This window comes from Pseudomonas hefeiensis (genome assembly GCF_030687835.1).
GTDB lineage: Bacteria > Pseudomonadota > Gammaproteobacteria > Pseudomonadales > Pseudomonadaceae > Aquipseudomonas > Aquipseudomonas hefeiensis.
This window is the reverse complement of the sequence record NZ_CP117449.1, coordinates 925,131-942,690: the sequence shown is the minus strand read 5'-3', so window position 1 is coordinate 942,690 and position 17,560 is coordinate 925,131. Positions and strand designations below refer to the sequence as shown.

General features: G+C 59.3%; 15 protein-coding genes. 8 read left to right on the top strand and 7 right to left on the bottom strand.

The window, feature by feature from the left end:
• Positions 1–192 precede the first annotated feature (192 nt).
• Entirely contained in the window at positions 193–2,109 is a 1,917-nt protein-coding gene (gene dnaK, locus PSH57_RS04020) for a molecular chaperone DnaK (RefSeq protein WP_092394296.1), read from the bottom strand.
• A 101-nt stretch (positions 2,110–2,210) separates the two neighbouring features.
• Complete coding sequence (gene grpE / locus PSH57_RS04015) at positions 2,211–2,777, bottom strand: nucleotide exchange factor GrpE (RefSeq protein WP_092394299.1); 567 nt, start codon at positions 2,775–2,777, stop codon at positions 2,211–2,213.
• Positions 2,778–3,018: 241 nt separating this feature from the next.
• Here grpE and recN point away from each other — a divergent pair, with 241 nt between their 5' ends.
• Positions 3,019–4,692: a DNA repair protein RecN gene (gene recN / locus PSH57_RS04010; protein WP_305387965.1), complete on the top strand. Its 1,674-nt coding sequence runs from the start codon at positions 3,019–3,021 to the stop codon at positions 4,690–4,692.
• 75 nt (positions 4,693–4,767) lie between these two features.
• Here the strand turns inward: recN and fur are convergent, their stop codons facing one another.
• On the bottom strand, positions 4,768–5,172 hold the full coding sequence (gene fur / locus PSH57_RS04005; protein WP_003197684.1) for a ferric iron uptake transcriptional regulator: 405 nt from the start codon (positions 5,170–5,172) through the stop codon (positions 4,768–4,770).
• Between the two features lie 97 nt (positions 5,173–5,269).
• Here fur and PSH57_RS04000 point away from each other — a divergent pair, with 97 nt between their 5' ends.
• Positions 5,270–5,797: an outer membrane protein assembly factor BamE gene (locus PSH57_RS04000; RefSeq protein ID WP_305387963.1), complete on the top strand. Its 528-nt coding sequence runs from the start codon at positions 5,270–5,272 to the stop codon at positions 5,795–5,797.
• A 58-nt stretch (positions 5,798–5,855) separates the two neighbouring features.
• Here PSH57_RS04000 and PSH57_RS03995 read toward each other — a convergent pair whose 3' ends face one another.
• From PSH57_RS03995 to PSH57_RS03985, 3 genes are read right to left on the bottom strand one after another with little or no spacing between them, the layout of a single operon-like run.
• On the bottom strand, positions 5,856–6,158 hold the full coding sequence (locus PSH57_RS03995; RefSeq protein ID WP_305387962.1) for an RnfH family protein: 303 nt from the start codon (positions 6,156–6,158) through the stop codon (positions 5,856–5,858).
• On the bottom strand, positions 6,155–6,598 hold the full coding sequence (locus tag PSH57_RS03990) for a type II toxin-antitoxin system RatA family toxin (protein WP_305387961.1): 444 nt from the start codon (positions 6,596–6,598) through the stop codon (positions 6,155–6,157). Before PSH57_RS03990 ends, PSH57_RS03995 begins: the two co-directional genes overlap by 4 nt.
• A 7-nt stretch (positions 6,599–6,605) precedes the next feature.
• Positions 6,606–8,009, bottom strand: a complete 1,404-nt coding sequence (locus PSH57_RS03985) for a sodium-dependent transporter (protein ID WP_305387959.1) — start codon at positions 8,007–8,009, stop codon at positions 6,606–6,608.
• A 118-nt stretch (positions 8,010–8,127) separates the two neighbouring features.
• Between PSH57_RS03985 and smpB the strand changes: the two genes are divergently transcribed.
• On the top strand, positions 8,128–8,610 hold the full coding sequence (gene smpB, locus PSH57_RS03980) for an SsrA-binding protein SmpB (protein WP_256231660.1): 483 nt from the start codon (positions 8,128–8,130) through the stop codon (positions 8,608–8,610).
• Positions 8,611–8,787: 177 nt separating this feature from the next.
• Here smpB and PSH57_RS03975 read toward each other — a convergent pair whose 3' ends face one another.
• A complete protein-coding gene (locus PSH57_RS03975) occupies positions 8,788–9,555 on the bottom strand; it encodes an FCD domain-containing protein (protein ID WP_214963813.1) in 768 nt (255 codons plus the stop codon).
• A gap of 263 nt (positions 9,556–9,818) precedes the next feature.
• Between PSH57_RS03975 and PSH57_RS03970 the strand changes: the two genes are divergently transcribed.
• The 5 genes from PSH57_RS03970 to PSH57_RS03950 all read left to right on the top strand — a co-directional run bounded on the left by PSH57_RS03970 (position 9,819) and on the right by PSH57_RS03950 (position 17,475).
• Positions 9,819–11,513 (top strand): lactate permease LctP family transporter, encoded by a 1,695-nt coding sequence (locus PSH57_RS03970; protein ID WP_305387957.1) that lies wholly within the window; start codon positions 9,819–9,821, stop codon positions 11,511–11,513.
• A gap of 151 nt (positions 11,514–11,664) precedes the next feature.
• On the top strand, positions 11,665–12,489 hold the full coding sequence (locus PSH57_RS03965) for a (Fe-S)-binding protein (protein ID WP_305387956.1): 825 nt from the start codon (positions 11,665–11,667) through the stop codon (positions 12,487–12,489).
• Complete coding sequence (locus tag PSH57_RS03960) at positions 12,486–13,943, top strand: LutB/LldF family L-lactate oxidation iron-sulfur protein (RefSeq protein ID WP_305387955.1); 1,458 nt, start codon at positions 12,486–12,488, stop codon at positions 13,941–13,943. Before PSH57_RS03965 ends, PSH57_RS03960 begins: the two co-directional genes overlap by 4 nt.
• On the top strand, positions 13,940–14,611 hold the full coding sequence (locus tag PSH57_RS03955) for a LutC/YkgG family protein (protein WP_305387954.1): 672 nt from the start codon (positions 13,940–13,942) through the stop codon (positions 14,609–14,611). Before PSH57_RS03960 ends, PSH57_RS03955 begins: the two co-directional genes overlap by 4 nt.
• Complete coding sequence (locus tag PSH57_RS03950) at positions 14,608–17,475, top strand: FAD-binding and (Fe-S)-binding domain-containing protein (protein WP_305387953.1); 2,868 nt, start codon at positions 14,608–14,610, stop codon at positions 17,473–17,475. Before PSH57_RS03955 ends, PSH57_RS03950 begins: the two co-directional genes overlap by 4 nt.
• The last annotated feature ends 85 nt before the right edge of the window (positions 17,476–17,560 follow it).

The following is a 17,560-nucleotide window of genomic DNA, read 5'->3' as shown; positions in this document are numbered from 1 at the left end:
GAACCGGCCAAAACGCAGTGCCTCTCGTTCGGAAAGCAGGAGCATTCCCGATCACACCGCCAACATCCGAACGCTGTCGCATGCTGTAAAAATTCACTGACTCCAGACACGCCAACGCGGGAGCAAGCTCCCGCGCGGCGACATCCTACCAGTCACCGCACAAATGCAGTCAACCGGCCGACCAACAAGCGATTACTTGTGGTCTTTCACTTCTTCGAACTCAGCATCGACGACATCATCGGCTTTTTCGGCCGACTCGCCTTGCTGCGCCGCGCCTTCAGCCGGCTGAGCCTGCTCGGCGTACATCTTCTGAGCCACTGGAGCGGAGACCTTGGACAGCTCTTCGATTTTCGCCTCGATGGCCGCCTTGTCGTCGCCTTTGACCGCCGCTTCAAGAGCAACCACGGCTGCCTCGATGGCGGTTTTCTCTTCAGCGGTCACTTTGTCGCCAGCGTCAGCGATCATCTTGCGAGTCGAGTGCACCAGGGCATCACCCTGGTTGCGGGCACTGGCCAGCTCTTCGAACTTGCGGTCTTCTTCGGCGTTGACTTCAGCATCGCGAACCATCTGCTGAATTTCTTCCTCGGACAGACCGGAGTTGGCCTTGATCACGATCGACTGGGTCTTGCCGGTGGCCTTGTCTTTCGCGCCGACGTGCAAAATGCCGTTGGCGTCGATGTCGAAGGTCACTTCGATTTGTGGCACGCCACGTGGAGCCGGTGGAATCTCGGCCAGGTCGAACTTGCCCAGGGATTTGTTCTGGGCAGCTTGCTTGCGCTCACCCTGCAGCACGTGAATGGTCACGGCGTTCTGGTTGTCATCGGCAGTCGAGAACACCTGGGATTTCTTGGTAGGAATCGTGGTGTTTTTCTCGATCAGCGCGGTCATCACGCCACCCATGGTTTCGATACCCAGGGTCAGCGGGCTGACGTCGAGCAGCAGAACGTCTTTCACGTCACCGGCCAGAACAGCACCCTGGATGGCGGCACCCATGGCGACGGCTTCGTCCGGGTTCACGTCTTTACGCGCTTCTTTACCGAAGAAATCGGTCACCAGCTTCTGAACCAGCGGCATACGGGTCTGGCCGCCGACCAGGATCACGTCGTTGATCGAGCCAACGTCGATACCGGCGTCTTTCATTGCAATGCGGCAAGGTTCGATGGTGCGCTGAACCAGGTCTTCCACCAGCGCTTCGAGCTTGGCGCGGGAAATTTTCACGTTCAGGTGCTTCGGACCCGTGGCATCTGCAGTGATGTATGGCAGGTTCACGTCGGTCGACTGGCTCGAAGACAGCTCGATCTTGGCTTTTTCAGCGGCTTCTTTCAGGCGCTGCATGGCCAGCGGATCACCCTTGAGGTTCATGCCGCTTTCTTTCTTGAATTCGTCGACGAGGTAGTCGATCAGACGAATGTCGAAGTCTTCACCACCGAGGAAGGTGTCACCGTTGGTGGCCAGTACTTCGAACTGGTGCTCGCCATCGACTTCAGCGATCTCGATCACGGAGACGTCGAAGGTACCGCCACCCAGGTCATAAACGATCACGGTGTGATCGCCCTTGGCCTTGTCCATACCGTAAGCCAGAGCGGCTGCGGTTGGTTCGTTGATGATACGCTTGACGTCCAGGCCCGCGATGCGGCCGGCGTCTTTGGTGGCCTGACGCTGACTGTCGTTGAAGTAGGCCGGAACAGTGATGACCGCTTCGGTCACCGCTTCGCCGAGGTAATCTTCGGCGGTCTTCTTCATTTTCTTGAGGATTTCAGCCGAGATCTGTGGCGGTGCCATTTTCTGGCCGTTCACTTCCACCCAGGCGTCGCCGTTGTCAGCCTTGGCGATTTTGTAAGGCACCATCTTGATGTCTTTCTGAACGACTTCTTCGTCGAACTTGCGACCGATCAGACGCTTCACCGCGTACAGGGTGTTATGCGGATTGGTCACTGCCTGACGCTTGGCCGACTGGCCAACCAGAATTTCGCCATCGTTGGCGTACGCGATGATCGACGGCGTAGTACGCGCGCCTTCAGCGTTTTCAATCACTTTGGCCTTGCCGTTTTCCAGCACGGAGACGCACGAGTTGGTGGTCCCCAGGTCGATACCGATAATCTTGCCCATGTTAACTCTCCCGGAACTTGGATTTTGTTGCCGCAGCAGTGGTGGCTAACTGCGGTAGCACTTAAACGCTTGACTTCTAAATGGGGCCGCTACGCTCGATTTCAAGCCTGCTCATCAATAGAAGGCGAAACCGGAGCCGGCGCCTTGCTGACCACAACCATGGCAGGGCGCAGCAAGCGACCGTTGAGCAGATAGCCCTTCTGGAAAACCTTCAATACGCTGTTGGGCTCGACGTCTGCACTTTCCTGCATCGCCATGGCCTGGTGATGCTCGGCGTTGAAGGGTTCGCCATGCGGATCAATGGCTTCAAGCTGATAGCGCTTGAGCGTGTCCTGAAACATCTTCAGGGTCAGCTCGATACCTTCACGCATCGGACGAATGTTTTCGTCGTCTGGATTGGACAGCTCCAGGCCGCGCTCCAGGCTGTCGATGATCGGCAACAGGTCGCCTGCGAAACGCTCAAGGGCGAATTTGTGAGCCTTTTCCACATCTTGCTCGGCGCGACGGCGGACATTCTGCAGGTCGGCTGCTACACGCAATGCCTGATCCTGCGCACCGGCCAGTTGCTCTTCGAGCACTTGTACACGTGCCGCCAAGTCGTCACCCGAATCCTGGGGAGCCTGATTGGCGTCTAGATTTTGCGTGTCCTGCGTCTGTTCGTCAGCCATAGATTTCTCCTTTCAACTTCGTCCGCGAGCTCAACTCGCGCTTCTGCCCCGGTATATGGGGCCGTGTTTTTCAGCTTCAAGGGCGGCCCGACGAATTAACCTTACAAAAAGCAGCTGCATAGTCATTCCTCCCGGCGCTAAGAAAGTCATTCACCCAAGCAAATCGAGCTAAGCGAAGGCATTGTCAGCCCGAAACAAAACACTGTATAAATAACCAGACCTAAGCCTGGGAGCGGCCTTTATGCTGGTGCACCTGTCCGTACACAACTACGCCATCGTCGAACACCTCGACCTCGAACTTGATCGGGGCATGAGCGTGATCACCGGTGAAACCGGTGCCGGCAAATCGATCATGCTCGACGCCCTGGGCCTGACCCTGGGTGATCGCGCCGACAGCGGCGTAGTACGCCCCGGCGCAGACAAGGCCGACATCCTGGCCACCTTCGACCTGATCGACATCCCCGAGGCCAGCACCTGGCTGGCCGAGCGCGATCTGGACACCGACGGCCTGTGCATATTGCGCCGGGTCATCACCGCCGAAGGCCGCTCCCGGGGTTACATCAACGGTACGCCCTGCCCCCTGGGCGATCTCAAGGCCCTGGGCGAGCTGCTGATCGACATTCACAGCCAGCATGAACACCAATCCCTGCTCAAGACCGACACCCACCGCCGCCTGCTCGACGAATACGCCGGCGCCACCGACCTGGCGCGCCAGGTTCAACTGGCCGCCCAGCGATGGCGCCAGACCCGACAGGAACTGGATCGGCTTTCCAACTCCGGTGACGAACAACGTGCCCGTCACCAGTTGCTGAGCTATCAGCTCGAAGAGCTGGAGAACCTGGCCCTGGGTGAAAATGAACTGGCGGAGCTGGAACAGGAACACAAGAACCTGACCAATGCCGAAACCCTGCTGGGTATTTGCCGGCAAGTGGTCGAGCAATGCAGCGAAAACGACTCGGGTAACGTGCTCAATGCACTGACAGCCAGCCTGAACCGGCTCTCCAGCGTGAACAATTCGGTGGGGGCCCTGAACGAAGCAACCAATCTGCTGACGAGTGCGCAGATCCAGGTCGAAGAGGCTGTGGGGGAACTGAACCGGTTTCTGGATCATTTCGATGCCGACCCGGCGCGCCTGCAATATCTGGAAGAACGTCTGGACACTATCTATACGCTGGCGCGCAAGCACCGCGTCCAGCCAACCGATGTCGCCGAACTGCAACAGCGCCTGCTGGAAGAACTGGAAACCCTGAACGCTAACGACGAATCCATCGAGCGCCTGGGGGACGAACTGGCGTCTTATGCCCGTCATTATCAGGAGAAGGCCAGGGATCTCAGTGAATTGCGACGCCAGGCCGCGACAGGACTGGCCAGCGCCGTTGAGCAGGAGATTCAGCGCCTGGGCATGCCGGGCGGACGCTTCACCATCGAATTGCGCCCCAACGCCGGTGACGACCTCCAACCCAATGGGCTGGAACAGGTGGAATTGCTGGTCAGTGCCAACCCCGGACAGCCGCTCAAGGCCCTGGCCAAAGTCGCCTCCGGTGGTGAGTTGTCGCGAATCAGCCTGGCCATCCAGGTCATCACCGCACAAACCTCTCGCGTACCGACGCTGGTATTCGACGAAGTGGACGTGGGCATCGGTGGCCCGACAGCGGAAATTGTCGGCCAGTTGCTGCGCCGACTCGGGGAGCGCGGCCAGGTGCTGACGGTCACTCACCTGCCCCAGGTCGCCGCCCAAGGACACCAGCATTTATTTGTGCACAAGGTGCGTGGCGAGGACGCCACTCGTACCGCCGTGTCCAAGCTCAACAAAAATGAGCGGGTGGAAGAAGTGGCACGGATGCTCGGGGGCATCGACCTCACCAAGGAATCCCTGGCCCACGCGAAAAAAATGGTCGTTACCGCGAAAACCTGAGAACGACAGAAAGCACGAAGGCGACCCTGGGGTCGCCTTCGTTCGTTTCGCGAACCTTAAGTCCGCGCGACATGCTTACTTTTTCTTGCGTACGTACAGCACAAGATTGTGATCAACCATCTCGAAGCCATACTTGTCGACGATTGCTTTCTGCAGCCGCTCGATTTCTTCGTCGAAGAATTCGATGACTTCACTGGTCTCGACGTTGACCATATGGTCGTGATGCTTGCCGTCGTCCAGTTCAAAGACCGCATGGCCTCCGTCGAAGTTATGCCGCACCACAAGACCTGCTGCCTCGAACTGAGTCAGGACACGGTAAACCGTGGCCAGACCGACGTCCTCGCCAGCTTCCATAAGCGCCTTGTAGACATCCTCGGCACTCATGTGGCGTTGCTCGGCGGAATCGAGCATCTGCAGAATTTTGACCCGTGGCAGGGTCACTTTGAGGCCGGCTTTGCGTAGTTCGCTATTTTCAACCATGGTCAGCTTTCTCGCGATGCTGCTTCGCAGCTTCTCTTAATGCGGGTATGATCGGCGTTTACGTTGTCCCAGCCAAGATAGTGGAAGTCGCCCACCGATGCAAAACACCAAGCTCTTGCTAACCAGTTTCACCTTTGTGGGACTGCTCGCACTCGCCGGTTGTTCATTCCCCGGGGTTTACAAAATCGACATCCAGCAGGGCAATGTCGTCACGCAGGACATGATAGACCAGTTACGCCCGGGAATGACCCGTCGGCAAGTACGGTTTATCATGGGTAACCCTCTGCTGACCGACACGTTCCATGCCGATCGCTGGGATTATTTGTACAGCCTGCAACCAGGTGGTGGTGAACGCCAACAGGAACGCATCAGCGTTATCTTCGACGCCAATGACCAACTTGTCAGCCTGTCGGGCGATTTCATGCCCGGTGTGAGTCGCGACGAGGCCATTATGGGCCAGGACAGCGGCACTACGGTGACCGACCCAACCCAGAATGCCGAGCAGCCGAAACCGGAAAAACCGGTCAAGCCAGGCTCGTTGCTCGACCAGATCCAGAAGGACGTGGACAACGTCGAGACCGTGCCTGTCCCGACGCCAGAACCACTGGATACCTCGCCGCAATAAATTGCTCAATAAAAAACCCGGCTTGCCGGGTTTTTTGTTGCCTGCGATTCAGACCTGGCTATTGATCAGGTTGACGCGCCTGAGCCGCCTTGGCGGCGCGCAATCGACGAATTTCTTTTGGGTCAGCCAATAACGGTCGATAGATTTCAAGTCGATCAGCCGCCCGCACCGGCTGGCGATCCGGATCGGCAACCACCTTGCCAAAAATCCCCACCGGGCAAGTGGCCAGATCCAGCTCCGGAAACTCAGCAGCAATTCCGGACGCCTCTAACGCCGCTCGAACACTGGTGCCTTGCGGCACGGAAAATACGCGCAAGACCTGACGATCGACGCCGGCATACACCACCTCCAGCTCAATCAACGCGCAAGCTCTGCGTGTTGCTTGGCACGCTGACAGAATGCGTCGACCAGAGTATTGGCCGCCTGATTGAACAGCGGGCCCAGCGTGGCTCGCACCAGCGGGCCTGCGTAGTCGAACGACAGATCCAGGCTGATCTTGCAGGCTTTCTCTCCCAGCGCCTTGAACACCCAGACACCGTGGAGCTGATTGAAAGGCCCCTCTTCCAGGTTCATTTCAATGGACTGTCCCGGCACCAGGGTATTGCGCGTGACAAAGTGCTGGCTCAATCCGCCCTTGGCGACATTGAGACTGGCGCGCATATGGGTTTCAGAGCTTTCGAGCACTTCGGCAGACGAGCACCAAGGCAAAAATTGCGGGTAACTTGCTACATCGTTGACCAGGTCGTACAACGCCTGCGCCGGATAGGGCAGCAAGGCCGAACGTTGAATATGTGTCGTCATGTAAGCGTCACTTCCACAGCTGGGCGGCAAACACTACAAGAATGCCGATGGGCGCTACATAGCGCATCAAGAACAGGCTCAAGGTAAACAATACAGGGCTGCGCAGCGACAATTCATCACGCACCGCCTCACGCCCCATGACCCATCCTGCAAACACCACGAAACACAAACCACCCAGCGGCAGCATGATCCGTGAGGTGAAGAAATCAATCACGCCGAAGAAATCCAGCCCTCCGGTTGCTCCCCACTGGTAGAGATGGAACAGCCCGCCTTCGTTCACGAAAAACTTCGCTTGTTTCCATATATTGAAGGAAAACACCGTGCCCAGGCCAACGAACCAACAGGTAAAAGCCAGCCAGAACGTCACCCAGGCGCGACTGAGCCGGGTTCGCTCAACCAGATAAGCGACCATGGGCTCCAGCAGGGAAATGGCCGAACTCCAGGCGGCAATGGCCACCAGGAGGAAAAACACCACTCCCATGAATTGACCAAACGCCATGTTGCCGAAGGCGAATGGCAGGCTGACAAACATCAGCCCCGGCCCTTCGCTGGGATTCAGGCCGGCGGCGAAGACAATCGGAAACAACGCCAGCCCGGCCAGCAACGATACAAAGGTATCCAGCAGCGCAACGCCCACCACGGTCTTGGTCAAGGAAGCGTTCTTGGGCATGTAGGCCCCATAGATCATGATCGAGCCCACCCCCACGCTCAGGGAGAAAAACGCATGCCCCATGGCTGGCAGCAGGCCGTCCATGACTTTCTCCGGCTGGAAATCGAACATGAAGTGAACACCTTCCATGAAGTGCCCGGTGGTCATGCTGTAACCCAGCAATACCAGGATCATCACGAACAGCAGCGGCATCATGATTCGCAGGCTGCGCTCAAGCCCCGCCACCACCCCGCGGGCAATCACTACCGCGGAGAGCACCATGAAAATCGTATGCCAAAGCGTCAGCCGCCAGGGGTCGGAGATCACATCGCCGAAGTAGGCGCCGACCTGATCGGGTGTCACACCCTGAAAGTCCCCTCGCCCCATATCGATGATGTAGTCCAGCGACCAGCCACCGACCACACTGTAAAAAGACAGGATCAGCAGCGCCGTGATCATTCCGGCAAACGCGCCCCACGACCACTTGGCCGAGTGCCCGGCCTCCACTGCCAGTACCTTCAGGGCATTGGCCGGGCTTTGCCGGGCGCGGCGACCGATGAGGGTCTCGGCCAGCATCACCGGCGCGCCGATGAGCGCGATGCATGCCAGAAACATCAATACAAAGGCACCGCCACCATAGACGCCGACCATGTAGGGAAACTTCCAGATACTGCCCAGCCCCACGGCCGAACCGGTTGCGGCGAATATGAAGACCCAGCGGCTAGCCCAACTGCCGTGGACAGAAACCTTGTCTGTCGACATCGTGATCACGCCCAAGCGTTCGAAAAAGAGGCCGCATTGTCCGGGATTCATTCAACCTGCTCAAGCACGCAGCTTCACCGTAGCCGACACGCCCGCAACTGCCTATAATGCCGCCCCTATGGCTAAACAGAAGAAACACCCCACAGGGACCATCGCGCAAAATAAAAAGGCGCGACACGACTACTTCATCGAACAGCGTTTCGAGGCTGGCATGGTCCTGGCCGGCTGGGAAGTAAAGAGCTTGCGTGCTGGCAAGGCACAACTGGTCGACAGTTATGTGCTGCTCAAGGACGGCGAGGCCTGGCTGCTGGGTAGCCATATCACGCCCCTGACCACCGCCAGCACCCACGTGATCGCCGATCCGACGCGGTCGCGCAAGCTGCTGCTCAACAAGCGCGAGCTGGAAAAGCTCTTCGCGGCCGTGCAGCAAAAAGGCTACGCCTGCGTCTGCACGTCGCTGTACTGGAGCAAGCATTTGATCAAGTGCGAAATTGCGCTGGGCAAAGGCAAGAAGGAATACGACAAGCGTGATACCGAGCGCGAACGCGATGCCGGTCGCGAACTGCAACGCGCGGTGCGTAACAAGGGCAAGGAAGACTGATTCTTTCGCCTGGGGAGCGCTTTTGCGAACTCACATTCTGTGTTCGCTGAAGATCCAATGTGGGAGCGAGCCTGCTCGCGATGACGGAGGCACATGCAACCTTGATGTGTCAGACAGACCGCTTTCGCGAGCAGGCTCGCTCCCACAGAAGTCCGCAATCACTATAGAACCAGCTGACTACATCCCCTTGCGCCGCTCCGCCCGCGCCACTCGCTGCACCTCCTGACGGACCTCTTCCAAGACTTCCTGCACATACAGAATATGCCGGCTGGAGACTTCCCGCGCCTGCTCGGCGTGCCCGCCCATAATAGCTTGATACAACTCCCGATGCTGACTGATCAGCATGTCTCGGGTTTCGCTGCGCTGTTTGTACATGCCGCCAATGTTGGTGACGACGTTGCGCTTGAGCAAATCGAACAGACCACGAATCGTATGCAGCAACACTGCATTGTGACTGGCCTCGGCGATGGCCAGGTGAAACCGGGCATCCGCGGCGCCCTCCTCGGCCCGGCTCACATTTTCATGACGTGAATAGCAATCCTGAAGCTCCTCGAACGCCGCCGTCAGCCGCTCGCGATCCACGTCCGTGGCCCGCTGTGCCGCGTAATAAGCGCAGGAAGCTTCCAGGGTATGGCGAAACTCCAACAAATCACGTTGCGCTTCAGGATTGCTTTCCAACAACTGCAACAGTGGATCACTGAAGGTTGAGCCCAGCGACTCCACCACATAGTTGCCACCGCCCTGGCGGCTGACCAGCAAACCCTTGGCCGCCAGCTTCTGGATCGCCTCGCGCAACGAAGGGCGTGACACGCCGAACTGCTCGGCCAAGGTACGCTCGGCGGGCAGGCGCTCGCCGGATTTCAGCGTGCCTTCAAGGATCATTCCTTCAAGCCGCTCGACAATATCGTCAGACAAACGGCGCTGACGAATCTGATCAAACCCCATAACTCGACTCTCCACGATCCCGACGGTTCGCCGGGCTCCCTATTCTGGCCTATCCGCGCCCCGCCGACACCCTCCAGAAGCCACTTATACCTACAGATCAGATGCCATCGGCCGCACTCATTCGACGAAAGTTTGAGAGCGGCAAATTGACACGCGACAACCAAGGCTTTTACCCTAGCCGACAGCGCTTGTAAATTGGTCTTACCAATTACCCAAAATCGCTGACCAGTGCCTGACCAACAACAATTAGGGGCCCACCCACTATGCAAACCTGGCAACAGCTCTACAGCCCGCTCGGCAGCCTCGGCTTGTCCGCACTTGCGGCCGTTATCCCCATCGTATTTTTCTTCCTGGCCCTGGCGGTGTTTCGCCTCAAGGGACATGTGGCCGGCAGCATCACCCTGGCCTTGGCGATTGCCGTAGCGATCTTCGCGTTTCAAATGCCAGTGGACATGGCGTTCGCTGCTGCCGGCTATGGTTTTGCCTATGGCCTGTGGCCTATCGCCTGGATCATCGTCGCGGCGGTATTTCTCTACAAACTGACCGTCAAGAGCGGCCAGTTCGAAGTGATCCGCAGCTCGGTGCTGTCGATTACCGATGACCAGCGCCTTCAGGTGTTGTTGATCGGTTTTTGCTTCGGTGCTTTTCTGGAAGGCGCCGCCGGCTTCGGCGCGCCGGTAGCGATTACTGCAGCGCTGTTGGTCGGCCTGGGCTTCAATCCCCTATACGCCGCCGGCCTGTGCTTGATTGCCAACACCGCCCCCGTGGCGTTCGGCGCCTTGGGCATTCCGATCATCGTGGCCGGACAGGTCACCGGAATCGACGCGTTCAAGATCGGCGCCATGACGGGCCGTCAGTTGCCATTGTTGTCGCTGTTCGTACCGTTCTGGCTGGTGTTCATGATGGACGGCCTGCGCGGCGTTCGGGAAACCTGGCCGGCAGCGCTGGTGGCAGGCTTGAGCTTCGCCATCACCCAATACTTCACCTCCAACTTCATCGGCCCGGAGCTGCCGGACATCACTTCGGCCCTGGCCAGCCTGGTTTCCCTGACCCTGTTCCTGAAAGTCTGGCAGCCAAAACGCACCGCGGGTGCCCAGATTGCCGGCGCCACCTCCAGCGCAGCCATTACCGCCAGCGTCGGCGGTTTCGGCCAGCCGCGCAGCACCGTGGTTTCCCCCTACAGCCTGGGTGAAATCATTAAGGCCTGGTCACCGTTCCTGATCCTCACCGTGCTGGTGACGATCTGGACGCTCAAACCGTTCAAGGCGATGTTCGCCCCGGGTGGATCGATGTACGGCTGGGTGTTCAATTTTGCCATCCCGCACCTGGATCAGATGGTGATCAAGGTCGCGCCGATCGTGACCAATCCAACGGCCATCCCGGCGATCTTCAAACTTGATCCGATTTCCGCCACCGGCACGGCGATTTTCTTTTCGGCCTTGATCTCGATGCTGGTGCTGAAGATCAACCTCAGAACTGGTCTTACCACTTTAAAAGAAACCTTCTACGAGCTACGCTGGCCTATCCTGTCCATTGGCATGGTGTTGGCGTTCGCCTTCGTCACCAATTTTTCGGGCATGTCGTCCACCATGGCCCTGGTGCTGGCCGGCACGGGCGCGGCGTTCCCGTTCTTCTCGCCGTTCCTGGGGTGGCTGGGGGTGTTCCTGACCGGTTCTGACACATCGTCCAACGCACTGTTCGGCTCGCTGCAAGCCACTACCGCACACCAGATCGGCGTCAACGACACCTTGCTGGTAGCCGCCAATACCAGCGGCGGTGTGACCGGCAAGATGATTTCGCCACAGTCCATTGCCGTGGCCTGTGCTGCAACCGGCCTGGTGGGCAAAGAATCGGATCTATTCCGTTTCACCCTGAAACACAGCCTATTCTTTGCAACGATCGTGGGCTTGATCACCTTGGCCCAAGCCTACTGGTTAACCGGCATGCTGGTGCACTAAGCACAACAGCTAACACCGAAAAAGAACGACGCCGAACCACGATTCGGCGTCTGCTATTGATAACCGGGTCTGCAAGGCTGCTGAAAGATTCCTTATCTATATTCAGCAGCCTCAGCGGACGGATAACCGGGACCACCCGGAGACACGCCTGATGAGCGAGCTTTTTTACAACGCCGTGCCGAATGCGACCCGTGTCGCCCCGCCATTGCCCGAGCCTCGGCAGTACCCCAGCAAAAAGCCCGAACGGGTTTACCTGTTCGGAACCTGCGTGGTGGACCTGTTCTATCCCGAAGCCGGGATGGACGCGATTCATCTTTTGGAGCGCGAAGGGATCCGGGTGGACTACCCGCAAGGGCAAACCTGTTGCGGGCAACCGGCGTACACCTCGGGTTACACCGAGCAGGCCCGGACGGTAGCGCGGGCGCAATTGGCGTTGTTTGCCGGGGATTATCCGGTGGTGGTGCCGTCGGGCTCCTGTGCCGGCATGCTGCGCGAGCATTACGCCGACCTGTTCAAGGACGAGCCCGATACGCTCAAACAGGTCCAGGCCCTGGCGGCCCGGACCTATGAGTTGGCCGAGTTCCTGCTGTTTGTCTGCAAAGTGCAGTTGAACGACAGTGGCGAACCGGTGAAGGTCGCGCTGCACACGTCCTGCTCGGCACGACGGGAAATGAACACCCACCTGCATGGCCGTGCCTTGCTGGCGCAGCTGGACAACGTGGAGCGCGTCGAACACAGCCATGAAAGTGAATGCTGTGGGTTTGGAGGAACGTTCAGCGTTCGCATGCCGGATATTTCCGGCGCGATGGTGGCCGACAAGACCCGCGCGCTGAAGGAGTCCGGCGCGCACCAGGTCGTCAGTGCCGACTGCGGTTGCCTGATGAATATCAACGGCGCCCTGGAGAAACAGCAGCAAGCGTTACGCGGGCAGCACCTGGCGAGCTTCCTCTGGCAGCGTACCGGGGGTGTCGTATGAGCACGCCGACGCTGATTCCGACCGTTGAGGTGCAGGAAGATTTTCGCGCCCGGGCCCACAAGGCCCTGGACGACACGCAACTGCGAAACAACTTTCGCACGGCGATGGATTCACTGATGACCAAGCGGGCAGCGTCCTTCAGCGATGCCCACGAAAGAGAACATCTGCGAGTGCTGGGCAATGCCGTCCGCGCTCGTGCGTTATCGAAGTTGCCCGACCTGCTCGAGCAGCTTGAAACCAACCTGACCCGCAACGGTGTGAAAGTACATTGGGCGGAAACGGTGGACGAAGCCAATGGCATCGTCCTCTCGATCATCCGCGCTCACGAGGCGCGGCAAGTGATCAAGGGCAAATCGATGGTCAGCGAAGAGATGGAGATGAACCATTTCCTCGAGGGTCGGGACATCGAATGTCTCGAGTCCGACATGGGGGAATACATCGTCCAGCTCGACCACGAGAAGCCTTCACACATCATTATGCCGGCGATCCACAAGAACGCCGGTCAGGTCGCGTCCTTGTTCCACGACAAACTTGGCGTGGAGTACACCAAGGACGTTGACCAACTCATTCAGATCGGTCGCAAGGTCTTGCGGCAGAAGTTCTTCGAGGCTGACATCGGCGTCTCTGGCGTCAACTTCGCCGTGGCTGAAACCGGCACGCTGCTGCTGGTGGAAAACGAAGGCAACGGGCGGATGTCCACCACCGTGCCGCCGGTTCACATTGCCGTGACCGGCATCGAAAAAGTCGTGGAGAACCTGCGAGACGTGGTGCCGCTGCTCTCGCTGCTGACCCGCTCGGCCCTCGGCCAGCCGATCACCACCTACGTCAACATGATCTCCGGCCCGCGCAAGGCCGACGAACTGGACGGCCCCCAGGAAGTCCACCTGGTCCTGCTGGACAACGGGCGCAGCCAGGCATTTGCCGACAGCGAACTGCGCCAGACCCTGAACTGCATTCGTTGCGGCGCCTGTATGAATCATTGCCCGGTCTACACCCGAATCGGTGGTCATGCCTACGGCGAGGTTTACCCGGGGCCTATCGGAAAAATCATCACACCGCACATGGTGGGCCTGGCCAAAGTGCCGGATCACCCAAGCGCCTCTTCGCTGTGCGGTGCCTGTGGCGAAGTGTGCCCGGTGAAGATTCCCATTCCGGCGCTGTTGCGGCGACTGCGCGAAGAAAACGTCAAGGCACCGGACAGCCCGAACCCAGTGATGCGCGGCCAGGGCAGTAAGTATTCGCCCAAGGAACGTTTCATCTGGAATGCCTGGGCCCGGCTCAACAGCTCGCCGCGTCTGTATCGGCTGTTCGCTTTCCTCGCCACGCGCCTGCGCGCCCTGACGCCCAACAACGTCGGCCCATGGACGCAGAACCACAGCGCCCCCAAACCCGCCGCCCGCTCATTGCATGACCTGGCCCGCGAACACCTGAACCAGCAGGGAGACCGTCGATGAGCGCCAAGGACAATATCCTCGCCAAGCTGCGTAAAAGCCTGACCGGCACCACGCCTGTGGCCGACAACTTCGATGTCGACCTGGTGACGAAAACCTATCGTTACGCCCCCGAGGAGCGCATAGCTCAACTGCGCAAACTGATGGAAGCGGTGCACACTGAAATCCACCTGACGTCTGGCGAAGGTTGGCCGGCGCTGCTGGCGCAGTTGCTGCGCGACCGTCAATTGCCAAGCCTGCTCATCGCCCCGACGACGCCTCACGGGCAAAAAATCACCCAGTTCTGGGCGAACAATCCCGAGCTGCCAACCCTCAAGGCCTACGACCGACCTGTCGAGCAATGGAAGGCCGAACTGTTCAACGACACCCCCGCCAGCCTGACCGGGACCTTGGGTGCCATTGCGGCGACCGGAAGCCTGATTCTCTGGCCGACGCGGGAAGAACCGCGGCTGATGAGCCTGGTTCCGCCGGTGCATTTTGCTGTGCTCAAGGCCAGCGAAATCCGCGACAACTTCTATGAAGTGCAACAGGAATTCGAATGGGCCCAGGGCATGCCCACCAACGCGCTGCTGGTCTCGGGTCCCTCCAAGACGGCCGACATCGAACAGGTGCTGGCCTATGGCGCCCACGGTCCGAAGGATCTGGTGGTTCTGATTCTGGAGGACCAATGACGCTTCCGGCCCCTTTCTTGCGCGACGTACACCAGCTAATCCCGCAAAAGCGCCGTTTCGACGACCCGCTGTCGACATTGGCCTTCGGCACCGATGCCAGTTTCTATCGACTGGTTCCGAAACTGGTGATACGCGTCGAATCCGAAAACGAAGTGGTAGCCCTGCTGCAACTGGCCCAACGCGACCAGGTGCCGGTCACTTTCCGCGCGGCCGGCACCAGCCTGTCGGGGCAAGCCATCAGCGACTCGGTGCTGATCGTGCTGGGGGATAACTGGAACGCTCGCGAAATTCGCCAAGAAGGCATGCAGATCCGCTTGCAGCCCGGCGTGATCGGCGCTCAGGCCAATGCCTGGCTAGCCCCATTCGGCCGCAAGATCGGCCCCGATCCGGCATCGATCAACGCCTGCAAGATCGGCGGCATCGTCGCCAACAATGCCAGCGGCATGTGCTGCGGCACAGCGCAAAACACCTATCACACCCTCGCCGGCATCCGCCTGGTACTGGCCGATGGCACCCGCCTGGACACTGAAGATGAAGCCAGCGTGGCGGCCTTTCGTACAAGCCATGGCGAACTGCTGGAACGTCTGGCAACCCTTGGCCGTGAGACCCGCGCCAACACCGAACTGGCCGCTCGAATTCGCCACAAGTACCGTCTGAAAAATACCACCGGCCTGTCGCTCAATGCCTTGGTGGATTACGACGAGCCTGTGGATATCTTGAGCCACCTGCTGGTGGGTTCCGAAGGCACACTCGGCTTCATCAGCGCGGTGACCTACAACACCGTCATCGATCATCCGAACAAAGCCTCGGCGCTGATCGTCTTCCCGGACGTGGAAACCTGCTGCAATGCAGTCACGGTGTTGAAAAGCCAACCGGTATCGGCGGTGGAGTTGCTGGACCGCCGCAGCTTGCGTTCGGTGCAGGACAAACCGGGCATGCCGGATTTCGTACAGCATCTGTCGACAAATGCCTGCGCCCTGCTGATTGAGTCCCGCGCGGCTTCGTCCTCTTTGCTGCAAGAGCAACTGGCCCGGATCATGGCATCGCTGGCCGGTTTCCCTGTGGAAAAACAGGTCGACTTCACCGAAGACCCGCGAGAAAACGCCCGACTCTGGGCCATCCGCAAAGACACTTTTCCAGCAGTGGGCGCGGTCCGCAAAACCGGGACCACGGTGATCATCGAAGACGTGACCTTTCCGGTCGAGCAACTGGCCATGGGCGTGAACCGCCTGATCGAGCTGTTCGACAAACATCACTACGACGAAGCGATCCTTTTCGGACACGCGCTGGAAGGCAATCTGCACTTCGTCTTCACCCAAGGCTTCAATAACGCCGAAGAAGTCGCGCGCTATCAAGCGTTCATGGATGACGTGGCGCAGTTGGTGGCGGTGGAGTTCGGCGGTTCGCTGAAGGCCGAACACGGCACCGGACGCAACATGGCGCCATTCGTCGAGCTGGAGTGGGGCAGCGACGCCTACCAGTTGATGTGGCAACTCAAACGCCTGCTCGACCCTAACGGCATCCTCAACCCGGACGTGGTGCTCAGCGAAGATCCACAAATCCACCTCAAGCACCTCAAGCCGCTGCCAGCGGCCGACGAGATAGTGGACAAGTGCATCGAGTGCGGCTTCTGCGAGCCGGTCTGCCCGTCCAAAGACCTGACCCTGAGCCCGCGCCAGCGCATCGTGATCTGGCGGGACATCCAGGCGAAAAAGCGCGCAGGCATCGACACCTCTGCGCTGGAAACGGCCTATCAATATCACGGCATCGACACCTGCGCCGCCACCGGGTTATGCGCACAACGTTGCCCGGTCGGCATCAACACCGGCGAGCTGGTGAAAAAACTCCGTAGCCGCAGCGCAACGCGTACGAAAACCGCCGATTGGCTGGCAAGCAATTTCGCCATCGCCCTGCAAGGCGCACGCTTTACCCTGCACGTCGCCAACGGCGCCCGAATGCTGCTGGGCGCACCGCGACTGGCCCGCCTGTCAGCCGGCCTGACCCGGCTGTCGAAGGGGCAGGTCCCCCAGTGGGATAACGCCATGCCGCAGCCGGAAAAAGCCATCCGCTTCAGCCCGGCCGTCTGCGACGAACGCCCGCGCGTGGTCTATCTGGCCGCGTGTGTGTCGCGCGCCATGGCGCCGGCGGCGGGTGATAAAGAACAGATGTCGCTGTACGAAAAAACCCAGCGCCTGCTGGAAAAAGCCGGCTATCAAGTGGTCTTTCCAGACAACGTGGACAACCTTTGCTGCGGCCAGCCTTTCGCATCCAAAGGCTACGCAGAACAGGCCGAGCACAAGCGCCAGGAGTTGATCGGCGCCTTGCTCCACGCCAGCCGCGGCGGAATTGACCCGATCTACTGCGACACCAGCCCTTGCACGCTGCGCCTGGTCCAGGACCTGGGAAATGTTCGACTGGACCTGTACGACCCGGTGCGATTCATTCGTACGCACTTGATGGACCGTCTCGAATTCACCCCGCAGGATGCAGCGATTGCCGTACACGTCACTTGCAGTACCCAGCACCTGGGCGAGAGCCAGGCACTGATCGACCTGGCGCGCAAATGCAGCAAGCAAGTCGTGATCCCCGAAGGCATCCATTGCTGTGGTTTTGCCGGAGACAAAGGCTTCACCACACCCGAGCTCAACGCCCACTCACTGCGAACCCTCAAGGACGCGGTGCAGCATTGCAGTGAAGGCGTCTCCACCAGCCGCACCTGCGAGATCGGTCTGACGCGCCATGGCGAAATCGACTACCACGGCCTGGTGTATCTGGTGGATCGCGTCACCCGGCCCAAATCCACTGACGCTGAAGGGCTCCCCATCGCCCCCGAAGAAAAATCGAATTCCTGCGTTTCACTGTAGTCACTTGAATAGGCCCGACGCCGTCGGGCCCTTTATTGACTCGGGCCTGGCCACGTCCATCCGCCAGCACCGAGACCAAACGTTC

Bases quoted from the DNA above. Each gene is read 5' to 3' on its own strand.
- PSH57_RS04000 (WP_305387963.1), top strand. From the start codon at position 5,270: ATGCAAAACACCAAGCTCTTGCTAACCAGTTTCACCTTTGTGGGACTG.
- recN (WP_305387965.1), top strand. From the start codon at position 3,019: ATGCTGGTGCACCTGTCCGTACACAACTACGCCATCGTCGAACACCTC.
- PSH57_RS03985 (WP_305387959.1), bottom strand. From the start codon at position 8,009: ATGTCGACAGACAAGGTTTCTGTCCACGGCAGTTGGGCTAGCCGCTGG.
- dnaK (WP_092394296.1), bottom strand. From the start codon at position 2,109: ATGGGCAAGATTATCGGTATCGACCTGGGGACCACCAACTCGTGCGTC.
- PSH57_RS03990 (WP_305387961.1), bottom strand. From the start codon at position 6,598: ATGACGACACATATTCAACGTTCGGCCTTGCTGCCCTATCCGGCGCAG.
- PSH57_RS03960 (WP_305387955.1), top strand. From the start codon at position 12,486: ATGAGCACGCCGACGCTGATTCCGACCGTTGAGGTGCAGGAAGATTTT.
- PSH57_RS03950 (WP_305387953.1), top strand. From the start codon at position 14,608: ATGACGCTTCCGGCCCCTTTCTTGCGCGACGTACACCAGCTAATCCCG.
- fur (WP_003197684.1), bottom strand. From the start codon at position 5,172: ATGGTTGAAAATAGCGAACTACGCAAAGCCGGCCTCAAAGTGACCCTG.
- smpB (WP_256231660.1), top strand. From the start codon at position 8,128: ATGGCTAAACAGAAGAAACACCCCACAGGGACCATCGCGCAAAATAAA.
- PSH57_RS03955 (WP_305387954.1), top strand. From the start codon at position 13,940: ATGAGCGCCAAGGACAATATCCTCGCCAAGCTGCGTAAAAGCCTGACC.
- PSH57_RS03970 (WP_305387957.1), top strand. From the start codon at position 9,819: ATGCAAACCTGGCAACAGCTCTACAGCCCGCTCGGCAGCCTCGGCTTG.
- PSH57_RS03965 (WP_305387956.1), top strand. From the start codon at position 11,665: ATGAGCGAGCTTTTTTACAACGCCGTGCCGAATGCGACCCGTGTCGCC.
- grpE (WP_092394299.1), bottom strand. From the start codon at position 2,777: ATGGCTGACGAACAGACGCAGGACACGCAAAATCTAGACGCCAATCAG.
- PSH57_RS03975 (WP_214963813.1), bottom strand. From the start codon at position 9,555: ATGGGGTTTGATCAGATTCGTCAGCGCCGTTTGTCTGACGATATTGTC.